Origin of the sequence: Enterococcus sp. AZ084, assembly GCF_051714905.1 — a bacterium.
Taxonomy (GTDB): Bacteria; Bacillota; Bacilli; order Lactobacillales; family Enterococcaceae; genus Enterococcus_B; species Enterococcus_B pernyi.
The window spans coordinates 1-12,882 of the sequence record NZ_JBIOSS010000004.1; the positions used below are offsets into that span (position 1 = coordinate 1).

Genomic DNA, 12,882 nt, shown 5'->3' on the forward strand with positions numbered 1-12,882 from the left:
TAAACTAAATGGTTCATCTTTAATCATCCAACCTAATTTGTTACCCTTAAAAAGTTTAAGATAATCTTCATACGTTTTGTTTTCTTTTTTGAACGAATTATAATTACCTCTTACAGCTACATTGTTTAATCCAATGACGAAATCTAAGTTTTCAAGTATCCATTCATAACTTTTTGCATAAAAGGAAGTTAATTCTTCAAAATCAGCAGTCATTATCCCATATTTTTCTTTGTCAACTCTATCAAGAGTATTAGCTCGCTTTAGTATTATAACAGGAATTAATTGTTCATATATTTTGGCAAAAGACTCTATTAAATTAAAAGCCTTTCTTTCTGTGGTAGTAAAATTTTTTTCTACTTTTTCTATAAATTCTTCATATGCTACTGCGTTATCTTTGTCCTTTAGAATAGTGTTTCCTATATCTATAAATCTAGACAAAGAGTTGTTGTCTAAGATACTACTAATCCCTGTAGTTGTAATTAATAATTGATGTAGGCAAACACAAGCATCCAAATTATTCGCCACTTTTGCAACACCTAAATGAGGATATTTAGGTAGCTCTTTTCTAATTTTTTTATATAAAATATGATTTTGTCCATTCCAAAAAAGTTCAAAAAAGGATTTTAGTTCGTACCATTTAGACTTGTAATAATTAGCAAAAAACATTGTATTTGCCATGATTTGTTGTGGTTCAATGGCGTTGTGATACCATTGGAGTGATCTCATATAAGGTGATACCTCAAAGGAGCCCGCTTCCATATTCTTTTTCTTCATTTTTCTTGTTGGAAACTCAGCTGATAGTTCTACAGAATAAAATTCATAATCATATTCGTCTACCAAATAGGCATTATTGACAGTGACTTCATAATGCTCAACATTTTCAAGCAATATTTTACCATCAATAGAAGTTTTACACTTTGGACAATTCAGATGAAATGGAATATCAAAATATCCCAATTGCATTCTAAGATTAATAGTAGTATCGCACATATTGCATTTAACAAATTCATTACCAACCACTTACTAACACACCCTTCTATTCGTACTAATTATCAGCATGTTGATTCTAAAATTTTAGATTTTCTTGTTGCACAATCCAAATTTAAATTCCCATCAATTGAAATTTCTTCCAAATAAAATGTGTAATTATTTTTGATAGTCATATAATATCTAACAGCAATTACTTGCTTTTATAGACTAAATCAATCAACAAAAAGCTTCTATTATTATAACATTTTTCATTTTTTTTAGCATAGAGTTAATAAGCAATTATGAATTTAATATAAAAACAACCCTAATCCATTAGAGTTGTTTTTATATATTTCAAATGCACAATTTATCCGTCCACTTAAAATACATATGTTTATTAAAATTAGCTGTAGTCCAATAAAGTATACTCTGTTGGACTTTAGGTAAATTTCTTACTAAGCCTAATTAAGTAAATAGCTGAAAGAACTATAAAATAAGTAAAAAAGGATCAAAAACTTAAACGTTTCTGACCCCCTTTGTAAATTAATGATAGTTTATTTCTATCTACCTAATCTTTTTTCTGCTTCCCTGTAGACTTCTTTTTCGTTCCGTTTGCCGATCACTACAATTTCAATTATTTCAATTCCTAAGTCAGACTGTTTGAATATCACTCGCAAACCTAATTTTTTATGTTTCATTTTTTTACAATCTGCCAGTTTTCCTCTAAGAGGTTGCCCAGTGTCTAATCCAAATTCCTCAATTTTTTTTAAAGACTTCCTTATTTGCAATTTTTGACTATTGTCTAGTTTTTCATAATCTTTTTTTGAAGCAGAAGTGTATTTTATTTTGTAACTCATTCCCACTCGTCCTCAATGCTATCTAAGTCTTCTCTCCAATTCTTTCCCATAACCTCTTCGGCAGAGAAATATTTTGGAGCAGAGATTTCAAAAGGAATTTTTTGCTTACTAACTATTTGTTTGAAATAGATATTAATGGCGGTTGTAAAATCAAGTCCTAAAGCTTCTAATGTTTCTGCTGTATTCTTCTTCAATTCAGAATCCAAATTAACGTTCAATCTTTCTTTTGTTGACATCTAATCCCTCCTCTTTATACACCTATTATACTCATTTAAGGTGTATAAGTCAAGGGTTTGATATCTCGATTTATGATTTATTATCGTTTAAAGTTACTCATACGTAACTGTGTAGAAAATGGTTCTGCGCCAAACAAAACGATCGCACTATTCTTTTTGACTACACGCAAGTATTGTGACCACAATTCTTCCCAGGGCAAAATAGTATCCCAGGAACAAGCAGTAGTTCCATATGGCAAGTCGCAAATGATCGTATCGATCGATCCGGAATTTTTTTCATTCCTTCTAAGCAATCTTCAAAGTAAATCGTATCTTTTTGAATCATAGGTTTCTCCTCTATGATTCAGGCCTGAATCTAATGGTTTAGTCAAGTCTTGATACGTTTACTATACAGGGTAGCTGTTCCCTGTTGAGTCTGCTTAAACGACTATGAAAGGTGGAAATGCTTCGCAATAAAGTAGATCACATCTACTGTTACACTGTTTCCTGCTTGTTTATATAGCTGACTGTCAGAAACCTTCTGCTCAAAGGGAGAGTTATAATGATCCATACGTTCAACCAAAATTCTTTGTGCAACTTGTTTGCTGCCGAATTTGGCTGCTAGAAATGCCCAATCCGGAAACGATTGTAGCCTCCAGCACTCTAAAGGTGTTAATTTACGAACCTGAAAATCTCTCTGTGCTAAATTATTTGGGTCCTCATCCGCATTATTGCGTATTTCATTCACAACAATTTTCGGCTGTTGCCCACCTCCTTGCATGGTATTTAACGTTGGACAAATCCCTTCAGGAGAATAGACACTGACCGCTGATCGATAACGTCCATCAATCTTTCCTTCTACTATGATTCCGTGGCGATCTTGTGCGGTAAGTGTGAACATTTCTTCTCCATTATTTTTTATTCTTCGACCATTCTGTCGAACTTCATCTTTATCTGGAGATATTATAGGAATCGCTATCTTATTTCCTTCTCCTTTGTTTGTCGTAAGAGTTGGAGCGATCCCCTCTATACTACTAACCTGACCATTCATACCATCCCCACTAGGATTTACATTTCCGACTACAATTTGTTTTGGCATTTTATAATCAGTAGCCGTTAAAGTTCCCATTAATCCGTTAGTATAATAGGTTCGTTCTCGAAAATTTGTATTTAAGTTATTGCGTTTATTTGTCGTCCCAGCTATATTGATTTTTGCTGATTTTTGATCAACTGATTTTTCTTCTCCTGTGAGAGGTAAAAACTTTCTGGCACCTGACTCTCTAAAATGTCCGACAATAAAGACACGTTCTCGGTTTTGCGGGACAAAATCCTTGCTGTTAAGCACTTGCCATGCCACGTCATACCCCAGTTCATCCAGTGTTCTGAGTATTGTTTCAAACGTAGCTCCGCCATTGTGGTTGAGCAATCCTTTGACGTTTTCAAGGAATAAAATGCTAGGTCGCAAAATATGTGCGAAGCGTGCAATCTCAAAAAAGAGAGTTCCTCTAGTATCTGCGAAACCTCGTCTTTTTCCTGCAGAACTGAAAGCCTGGCAAGGAAATCCTCCTGTGATAATGTCCACACGTCCGAATCCTCGAATAGTGTCGTCTGAGATCCTCGTAATATCATGCATTTCCACCTCATTTTCAGTATTAAAGATCGCTTTATAACTCTGTCTAGCATATTTATCAATTTCACAAAAGCCGACACATTTATGTCCTGCTTTTTCCATTCCCATCCGAAAACCGCCTACACCCGCAAATAAATCAATAAAAGTTAGTTGTTTCGATTGTTTCATTCAATATTCTTTCCCACAGCTGTGTTCTCGTATTCAAGCTTGTAAGATAAGAATAATAAAAGAGCGGGTGAAAGAAGGGCATTCAAAAGTCTCAGAAATGTTTAGATTTTTGTTTCTGCTTTAGGACTACCCTCGCTTTTGATCCAGTAATTGAATTGCAGACGTAAACTGAATGAGCGATTTTTTTGAGTCAATCAAAATAATATTCTTCTGATAATGAACTCGCTCGCTGACTAATGATATTGATAAGCCATAAAAATATCGAAGTAAAAATATTTTCCTTCTTCGGTCAGTAATTTCAGGCTTATAAGGGTGATTGATTGAGAGATACCCTTTTATAAATAGTCTGTGTAAATACTCAAACTCTTTATACATTGGATCATTAATTACTTCTGGTGAAACATTTTCTCTGTGTATCATCGAATATGTTTCTTGAATCCTCGGAGTAGCTGGAATCCCAACTTTTTCTCGTAAATTTTTATACTCTGATAGAAATATACTGAATTTTTCTTTGGTGGTTTCCCATTCTATATCCACATCCTTGGGCAATTGATATTTGGCCACATCAAAAAGTTCCATTCGTCCCTCCATAATACAAAAAGCATTACCTCTCAAAAATGAGTAGGCAATGCTTTTATGTTATCATTATTTTTATTATCAGTTGTACCATGATTTTTCCTTCACAGCTCTGGCTCATTGTCTTTTTCCGTTGATCGAAGTTCAGATTTTACTCGAAAAGTAGAAAGATCTTGGTCCACATTGCGCTCTTCAATCGGTTGACAGTAAAGTTTTTTCGTGTCTATTTATCAAGATCAACCGAATCGTATACTGCCTTTTCTGTCAAAATACCCAAGGCGGCATCGTAAGTTTTTAATTGTTTCTCAAGCAACTTTACTTGTTTTTCCAGTTCTTTTTTCTCTCCATGTAAGGATTTTACTTTTTCTATTTGTTTAAGATTGGAGGGATCATACTTTAGTTTTTCATTCGCTCGAAATAACTTGTCGTCCAAAGTTGCTCTTGCTGCTTGCACAATTTCATAATTATCATAAAAGTCCTTCCCTAAAACATGTGGTAGTTGATCGCTGCTTACTTGACTAGTTGACAAAATATTTAAAGCTGTAACCATTTCTCGGACATTTTGAATAGCAGAATTTTTTCGTTTTGGAAACAGTCCGCTTTCTCCAGAAAGATAATTTGCTAAAGAGGCTCCCTTTACAAATTTATTTTTTTGTCCTTTTTCATCACTCCAAAAATAAAAAATATCTTTATAATTAAAATGCGCCTCGTAACGTCCGTCTTCCAATTTCTCTAACATGTAATCAGGAACTTTGACCACACCTGTTTCATACCGGCCATAGGCAATCTCCACATAGATCCCTGTCATCGTGTCTCTTTGTATTTGCCAGGGTTCAATGACAAAGGTTAGATCGGGGAAAGATTCTTTTTCTGCTTTTTGTTCTACATATTTTTTTGCAATATCCATTGCATTGAAAACCGCTTCCGGTTTATTTTTACTTACCCGCTCGATAATATTTTCTTCATTGTAGATTCGTTGTTTTTTATTTATCGTATAATCACGAGCTGAACGTTGTTGTGGCAGATCCAATAATTTGTAGTTGATCACTTTCCCATATTCTTCTGAATTATGATTAGGATCAACATCAATATTTAGAAGCCTTGCCTTCACTAAAAAATCATCCCAGCTTGTACTATGGGTAAGCAAAAAATTTAACCGTTCTTTTAATTCAACTCGATACGCATTCTTTCTTCGATATTCTTGATACTTTTTATGTGAGTTTCTTTTAGGCGTATCGAGGATCATTGCGCCGTGATAGTCCGCTACCTTATCGGAGTAATTTCTTAAATGAGCAGCTGTTCCTCGTTGCCAGCGAAACTTCGTTAAATCGACACTTGAGGTTGTATTAAAAATAATATGGTTATGCAAATGTTCTTTATCTACATGGGTCGCAATGACAAATTCATAATTTTCACCTAAGAACTCGAGCGCAGTTTGTCTCCCAATTTCATGAACTTCTTCAGGTGTGAGATTGTCTTCAGGATCGAACGATTGAACAATATGTCTTGCAATTACTTCCTCAGTCTTTTTTTTATTCATTTTTCCACGGACTCTTTGAGCCAATGTTCTTGTTAAGTTCATTTCAAAAAAAGCATTGTTCACGGCGTTAACTTTATGACCACTCGTTAAAGTTTGGTTTTTTGTTTTTTCTGGATCTAGAATGTATCTTATCGCTTCTTTTAGATATCTTTCTTGCTTAATCGTGAGCGTTTTAGTCGTTGGCACTTCACTCCCTCCTCGTTAGCTTCTGAATTTCTTGTAGCAAAATGTCTTGTGAACGTACATAGTTATTTTGCATTTTCGCGAACTCTGAAACGAGATATTGGATATCTTCTTTTTCTACCAGATCGGTCTGATTTAATTTATGGGCAATCTGGTTGATATTATTGCCAATCATATTCAACTCAGAAACATATTGCCCCGTTTCACCTAAAGCTTCCTTCAAATCTGTAAAATCTATATTGATTACCCATCCGTTAAGGGCCATTAGACGAATATAATTAGTCATTGTTCCTATTCTCGCTAAGTTCATATTTTTCTTAATTCGCTGCTTTTCTTCTTCAGTAACATATACTTTTACTATTTCATTACGGAACAAGTTTTTTTTATCCATTTGAATCTCTCCTACGATAATCACTTAATGCTTCGCAAGGCTATGCCTTGCCCACTCCCGAACCAAAATCTTCCGCCCCTCCTGGGCGGAGTTTCGACAGTGGCAAGCATAGCGAGGTGGTACCACCTCACGAAAAACCAAAAAAGAAGGGAATCACGAAAATCTAAGATTTACGAGTTTCCTCTTTTTTGTTTTTAAACTTGGGGCATGCCCCAAACCCCATTTTCTTTCATTACATCATTGACCTTTTCCGAATTCTTCGAGATCTGAAATGAGCTTTCTGAATGATTGTTCAGATTCGTTTTTTAGTATTTCCTCTAACAAAGCAATGCTAGAAATGTGAATAGCGATTGATTCTTTCTCCACTTTTTCTAAGTTTCGTCTTTCTGATTGCAACTGACCAATCACTGCTTTTACTGGTGGAAGAATAAGTTCTTGAGATTCGTCTCGTTCAAATCGCTGACAAACTTTCCAAAGATAATACAGACACAAAGGTCGCTTTTTAATCAGTTTTATCATCTTCGCTACTTTCTGAATTGCCTTTTAATTTTTCTAAAGTATCCGCTAAATTATAATCTTCCTCAGATCGTTCTTCTTTTTTATTCGCCTTGTCTGTTGCGACATTATCCATTGCTCGACTTTGGAGTTCTCGCGCACGTTTGATTTCTTCTTCCAATGTTGGTCGAACTTGCTCAATTTCTTTTTCGTACATATGCGCAGCAATCTTTTGTAAAAAATTATCGCTTCGAACAAGCAAGTCAGTAAATAATTGTTGCAATTTCACTTTTCCGTTATTCATCGATCGTAACTGAGTTAACAAACTCAAATTAAGAGGCAAAGGTTTAAAACAAAAAACAGTCATCACAATAGAGGCGATACTTTCATTTTCAAATCGAATAATCTCTTCTGACGATTGTTTCTCTTTTTCTAAAAGGCAAACAATCAAATCAGCAAGTGTTTGTTCTTCTCCCTGATTCGCTTTTATTCGAATGGTATGATCTTCAAGGACTGATTCTTCTCTTTCTTCAAAAACAATTGTACGATTCGCAATCTTTTCTAAGATAGCGAAAACTTCTTTCGGACTCGTTTCTATTTTTTTAGTTTCTTCTTTTCCTTGCGTTTCCGTTTTTTCAAAATATGGAACGATTGGGGCATGAGTGATTTGTGTAAGCAGCGTTTGTTTTTCTTTCAGGATCTCCCCAGTTTCACTATTCACTTTTTGTTGGTTTCCTCCAAATAGAAAGACAGGTTCCGCATTATTCTTCAACGTCCTATTTTCTCGAATCCAATCATGGACTTCTTTTGATTCAACTGCTTCTGCACGTTGATAAAGCAGCAACAACTGATTCATTAACGATAAGTTTTTTGTCTTAGGTATACTTCTTAAAAAGCGTTGATAGTTTTTTTCATCTAACCAGTCACTTAAGTGATCGATAACATAGGCACAGATACTATTTGAATCTCCTTCATCTAACAACTTTTGTAAATGAGCATCAATAATAAAATCTTCTTCCACTTGTTCAGCTAATTTATTTTCTAACAGTCCGAGCAACATGTCCTGCGTTTCTTTTCGATAATACTTTTGATCATTTCGATAAAAGTATGCCAAAAACATCTGACGTGCTTTCTCAATTTCATTCCCTTCAGCTTTTCCTATGCTATCTTTTGTCTTCAACCATACTTGTTGGACAAAAGCTTGCAAGAGCTTTTCAAGATCATAAGCATCCAATTTCGTTTCAGGCAGTAATGCCTCTGCCTTTACGTAATCCTTCCAAAATGAAGCGGGAAGTTCATCAAACAGGCTAAGGCACATCGAATAAAAATCAATGGTTATCGGAACGATTGGTAAATCTTGTTTGTCAATAATTTTTGCGTTTGGATTGAATAAATAAGAAACAGCGAATAACTCTTCTTCTGAAAGAGGCGTTTGTGTAAAAAACGCCTCTTCGATTATTTCATATGGTACGCCTAACGCTTCTGCCGCATATTGAAACAATGAAACAAATGCACTATTCCGTTTTTCTACTCCGTATCCCGTTAGATAATCGAAAATGTCATGAGCATGTAAAGCAATGTCTAAAGCTGACAATCCATTCTTGAGTTTTAAATTTCTGGCCAACTTTTTTCTTTTCGCTATATTCGCTTTTTCGTAATTGTCAGGAAACAATGTTGGCATTCTTGTTGCCCTCCTTTATCCCACTTCAAGTTCCGTCTCTGTCTCTGTCTCTGTCTCTTTAACGGAAACAGATTTGTTTTTTTCTTCAACAGCTATTTCCATTGATCGAATCAAGTCTGATTTTTGTGTCTGCGTTAAATCTTTAATCGTTTCCGTTTGTTTTGCGCTCGCATTAAGTCCCAACTGATTGCTTAAATCTTCGATTCGTTTTAATTGTTGCAATTCGATATTGTTCATTTTCTTATCCGCTTGATTCTGTTCTGCTTCTGTTACTGTATTTTCAGCTGTTGTTTGTTCAGCCTCTTCAGCATTTTCCTCATCTGATAGTTTAGGCTCATTCTGTAGAGTAGGTTCTTCCGAATGCTGTTTATTGTGATCACTCACTGATTCAGCGGTATTTATAGTTGGCTGAGTTTCAGGTACGCTAGGCTCCTCTGAAACCTTCTCCTGTTCTTTTTGAACTGGTTCTTGCGAATCCTTTTCCTGTACCTCTTGCGTTTTCTCAGCTAAAGGTGCTTGATTTCTTTTTTCCTCAATGACAAAATTTCGATCAATTGTATTTGACAATTTTTTTAACAAGCCGTTGATTGATAAAAGTTTGCGATTAAATGAATTTTTCAAACCTAAACGAATGTCATCCATTGTGTTCGTCACTTGATACACTGTATTATTCTTTTGTGTTCTAACATACTGTTTTAAGTTCTCTTTGAAATCAGACAAAATTTGACCGATTGTTCTTTTTACTTTGGTTGTTTCTTCTTTTATCTGATTCTCAGTCGGCTCGCTCAAAGCATCCACTGCCTCTATTGACTGTTTAACAATGGTTTCAACTTGCTTTAAATGTGTGGCTAAAATATTCTCTATATCAGCCATGCTACCGAATTGCTCTCCCTTATATCCTACTTGCTTAAGAAAGGCATCGACTTCCTGCTTCGTTTCATCAAAAGAAACATTGATCTCCTGGATAAAAGAGTGATTAGAAGGTTGAAGCTGTTCGTTCGAAGAAACAATACTGCTCGACTGATCTTGTTCTTGCTGTTCTTCTTTTGGTAAACTATTTGAGCCTTGTGGTGAAGATTTGATCTCTTCCTCAAGTCCTTGCTGATAAAAGTTAGAATAATCGTCCTTCATTTCTTTTAGCTCTTTAATGTAACCCTTTGAACGATTAATCCTTTCCAATATAGAGTTGGACTGTTCTAAATTAACATTGGATCTATCGATACTTTCCAATCCAGCAATGTCTATTTCAAATTCAGCTATTTCACTTAAAATAGGCTCGATAGTATTCTTGTCTAGTATTTCCACAGCTAAATTTAACTTCCGTAGTTCCCAATCGGTTTCAGAAACTTTTTTCCAATTGGATTGATCTCTAAAATCAATACGTTCTTTCTTCAATGTTTCAATTTTATTGCCTAACTCAATATACTTCTTACTTTTTCTCTCTTCTAAAACTTGTACTTCTGCCAAATCATTCACTCCTTGTACTCGTTCGACTGGTTGATTGCCTATTTTATTATTATGGTTTCGTCTAACTTTAATATCCCCTACTTCATTTTTTCGTAGTAAAGCCCCTATCACTTCTTTTTCTGTCTCTGTTTGAGGTTTATATTTCTCGGATGGAAGAAAATCGCCAGTTTCTTGTAGCTCTAAGGCCACTGTTTTCAATCCTTTAACAAAATAAAGTGTTGGATTTTTCTCCCCTGGCATAACTGCTTTACTGTCGATGAGCGCTTGTGCATGTGCGCTAATGTTTTGGTGCGCTTGTTCAGCTTGTCCGTTAACTTCTAACAGTACTTCCTGCAACGAATTTCCATAAACATCATTAAATACTGCCCTTTCTGTAATCATTGTCAGCATTTCATTCAAATCTGTTGAATAGTCAGCAAGTTCAGATCCATCAAATAAAAAAAGCGTCTCTTCAGACTGTTCCTTCATTTCTTCCAGGGAATCCTTGAGAATCGCTGTAATTTGTTCCATCGTGTCCGTTTGAGGAATAGCGTTCATATATAAATGAATAGCTTCTTCTTGCTTCTGAATAGCTGAAGCTTTATCTATTAAAGTAAGTTCGCAAGTTTCCAAAGCGTCTCCAACATTCAGTTCTTCGTTCTCATGAATAAATTTTACCGACTTGATACTTTCTATTTTTGTATCAACTTGTGTCTTAAGTAACTCCTGATCAGACCTTGTTCCTTGTTCTACATCAATTTGTTCTTTATTTGATTCTAAGACTGCAGTTTTCAAATTCGGAAAGGCACTATCAAAAAAAGTTGTGAGCTTATCACGCATATTCTGATCAAACAAAGCATATTCAATATTTGTTGCATAAGTCTCTTTTGATTTAAGAAAAATACTATTCAGTCCAGCTTCGTTTACATATAACTCAAAAGCTCTGGCGAATACTTCTGTAGGAGCCGTGTAATATCCTGCCTTCTCGGCTACGTAGCTGCCTTTGCCGTTAAGTGAAAGGTTTTCTCTATATCTTGTAACAATTGGCTTAAAATCGTCTCTCATGCTCAATAAACGACCGTTGTCTGTACCATAATCTAATGCATGACCATACTCGTGAACAAATGATTGTATACCCACGCCACCAATTTCATCGTTTGTATCTCTAAAGTCTATAGCAATCGTATTCTTGTTAGGTACATACAGTCCAAGAGCTTTATGATTCCCAAGCTTCCTCAAACGCAACTCTGGTAGTTTATCGCCAGTTTTCGGTAAAATGTCGTGCATACGTTCCATTTCCTTCTCAAACTGTGAAAACAGCGTTAGATCCACATCGTTATCTATTTCAACAAATTGGAAATACTTATTTAACGACGTTGATTCCATTATTTTACGCGTATCTTTATTGATATTCTTTTTTGTCTGCCATGCAGAAGCCCTGGTTTGCTTATCAATATCTTTTTCATACTCTCGTTGAAGAAAAATATCGTAGGTACTTTGAATATATTCTTCTACAAAACTGATTAACTCGTTTTGTTTCCGAGCGTTCTGAATCGTTTTCGGATAGAGATAGGTTGTTCGGTTTCCTTCTTTGAGCAGATACGGAGACTTATCTAGATTTACTTTCACTGGATTTGTCGGATCATTTGACATATCTCCCCAATTAGCAGCAACTTGTTCCTCTAGCCATTGACGTTCTTCACCTTGTACCTCATTATTTTCTAGCATTGATTTCATTTTTGAAGGATTATCAAGATACTTTTCTCTTTCATCTCTAGGAAGTGTGGCAAAAAAAGTATTCGTCAATTCTCCATGGGGATTCTTTTGGAATAAATGAGCATTCTTTTTTCCGGTATAACTTGCAATTGACAGTCTCTCCAGTAATCGTTCTAAGTCCCGTCTATCAAACTTAAGCTCCTGAACAGTATCATCAAATTCTTTTAAAATATCTCGCTGTAATTTATCGTATCCAATCGCTCGATTCATATTCCCTAATGCGTAATAACTTGGATCTTTAGAATTGCTAGACGAAAAATAATAGAATTCACCGTGTTTTGTGCCACTCTTGTTCTTTGGATCTAAAAGTACATCAACACTTTTGACGTGTTCCTCAGATCCATTGATTTTTCTTCTGATAGCGGTAGCTGAGTAAATTTTCTTTCCCTCGGCTTCACTTCGGAGAAAAGAACTTTCAACTACATCAATCGGTCTTACCTTAACTTCCGTTGACCAGGGTTGGCCATTCCAGTCATGAAACGTTGCGTCTTCCTTGCCTACCGGATAACCATCTCTATTCCGAATAAACGTGTCTACTGCTCTCAGCTCATCTTCTTGCGTCCACGTGCCATTCTTATAAATATTATCGGCCAGCTTTCGAAATGCGGTATATAAAGTATCCTTTTCAGTAAACACTAGCGGAGACGAAGTGGTTGTCCCATATTTCTTTTTAAGTAACGAAGTTAATTGATTTTCCACTTAACATAGCTCCCTTCCTTAGTCTCTATCAAAAGCTTGCTCGTTATCTTGATATTCATCCTTTCTTAAGTCGATTAAATTCTCAGTAGAAGACGTTTCTATCACCATTTTTTGGAATTGATCTGAAACTTGTAAAAGTGCTGAAACAGCTCCTTTTTTGTACTCAGTCAGTTCTCCTTCTTGATAGTCTTGGATCAACCGAAGAATAAAGTTACTGAACTGTGTTTCATTAAATGTGTTTTCTTCCATAATTTCC

Annotated in this window: 11 protein-coding genes; all 11 read right to left on the reverse strand. The window is 35.3% G+C overall.

Annotation, left to right across the window (positions count from 1 at the left end; genetic code table 11):
• Nucleotides 1-1,020, reverse strand: a 1,020-nt coding sequence (locus IGI79_RS14680) for a YecA family protein (protein ID WP_438846120.1), incomplete at its 3' end; no start/stop codon positions are given.
• Between the two features lie 509 nt (nucleotides 1,021-1,529).
• Complete coding sequence (locus IGI79_RS14685; RefSeq protein WP_074802064.1) at nucleotides 1,530-1,826, reverse strand: type II toxin-antitoxin system RelE family toxin; 297 nt, start codon at nucleotides 1,824-1,826, stop codon at nucleotides 1,530-1,532.
• Nucleotides 1,823-2,062 carry a type II toxin-antitoxin system RelB/DinJ family antitoxin gene (locus IGI79_RS14690; protein ID WP_074802062.1) on the reverse strand — a complete coding sequence of 80 codons (240 nt, stop codon included), beginning with the start codon at nucleotides 2,060-2,062 and terminating at the stop codon, nucleotides 1,823-1,825. The genes IGI79_RS14685 and IGI79_RS14690 overlap by 4 nt, the downstream gene beginning before the upstream one ends.
• A gap of 427 nt (nucleotides 2,063-2,489) precedes the next feature.
• Nucleotides 2,490-3,839: a DNA cytosine methyltransferase gene (locus IGI79_RS14695; RefSeq protein ID WP_169059113.1), complete on the reverse strand. Its 1,350-nt coding sequence runs from the start codon at nucleotides 3,837-3,839 to the stop codon at nucleotides 2,490-2,492.
• A 126-nt stretch (nucleotides 3,840-3,965) separates the two neighbouring features.
• Nucleotides 3,966-4,418: a hypothetical protein gene (locus tag IGI79_RS14700; protein WP_066025978.1), complete on the reverse strand. Its 453-nt coding sequence runs from the start codon at nucleotides 4,416-4,418 to the stop codon at nucleotides 3,966-3,968.
• Nucleotides 4,419-4,638: 220 nt separating this feature from the next.
• Entirely contained in the window at nucleotides 4,639-6,141 is a 1,503-nt protein-coding gene (locus tag IGI79_RS14705) for a relaxase/mobilization nuclease domain-containing protein (protein ID WP_438846121.1), read from the reverse strand.
• Nucleotide 6,142: 1 nt separating this feature from the next.
• On the reverse strand, nucleotides 6,143-6,529 hold the full coding sequence (locus IGI79_RS14710; protein ID WP_086335715.1) for a plasmid mobilization protein: 387 nt from the start codon (nucleotides 6,527-6,529) through the stop codon (nucleotides 6,143-6,145).
• Between the two features lie 237 nt (nucleotides 6,530-6,766).
• Complete coding sequence (locus IGI79_RS14715; RefSeq protein WP_438846122.1) at nucleotides 6,767-7,048, reverse strand: hypothetical protein; 282 nt, start codon at nucleotides 7,046-7,048, stop codon at nucleotides 6,767-6,769.
• Entirely contained in the window at nucleotides 7,032-8,705 is a 1,674-nt protein-coding gene (locus tag IGI79_RS14720) for a hypothetical protein (protein ID WP_438846123.1), read from the reverse strand. The genes IGI79_RS14715 and IGI79_RS14720 overlap by 17 nt, the downstream gene beginning before the upstream one ends.
• A gap of 15 nt (nucleotides 8,706-8,720) precedes the next feature.
• A complete protein-coding gene (locus tag IGI79_RS14725; RefSeq protein WP_438846124.1) occupies nucleotides 8,721-12,626 on the reverse strand; it encodes an LPD1 domain-containing protein in 3,906 nt (1,301 codons plus the stop codon).
• Between the two features lie 18 nt (nucleotides 12,627-12,644).
• Nucleotides 12,645-12,875, reverse strand: coding sequence for a hypothetical protein (locus IGI79_RS14730; RefSeq protein WP_169059085.1), 231 nt, complete (start codon nucleotides 12,873-12,875; stop codon nucleotides 12,645-12,647).
• Between the last annotated feature and the right edge of the window lie 7 nt (nucleotides 12,876-12,882).

What these genes read in the sequence shown, in the direction of transcription:
- IGI79_RS14715 (WP_438846122.1), bottom strand. Translation starts at nt 7,048, where the DNA reads ATGATAAAACTGATTAAAAAGCGACCTTTGTGTCTGTATTATCTTTGG.
- IGI79_RS14730 (WP_169059085.1), bottom strand. Translation starts at nt 12,875, where the DNA reads ATGGAAGAAAACACATTTAATGAAACACAGTTCAGTAACTTTATTCTT.
- IGI79_RS14700 (WP_066025978.1), bottom strand. Translation starts at nt 4,418, where the DNA reads ATGGAACTTTTTGATGTGGCCAAATATCAATTGCCCAAGGATGTGGAT.
- IGI79_RS14685 (WP_074802064.1), bottom strand. Translation starts at nt 1,826, where the DNA reads ATGAGTTACAAAATAAAATACACTTCTGCTTCAAAAAAAGATTATGAA.
- IGI79_RS14710 (WP_086335715.1), bottom strand. Translation starts at nt 6,529, where the DNA reads ATGGATAAAAAAAACTTGTTCCGTAATGAAATAGTAAAAGTATATGTT.
- IGI79_RS14695 (WP_169059113.1), bottom strand. Translation starts at nt 3,839, where the DNA reads ATGAAACAATCGAAACAACTAACTTTTATTGATTTATTTGCGGGTGTA.
- IGI79_RS14690 (WP_074802062.1), bottom strand. Translation starts at nt 2,062, where the DNA reads ATGTCAACAAAAGAAAGATTGAACGTTAATTTGGATTCTGAATTGAAG.
- IGI79_RS14720 (WP_438846123.1), bottom strand. Translation starts at nt 8,705, where the DNA reads ATGCCAACATTGTTTCCTGACAATTACGAAAAAGCGAATATAGCGAAA.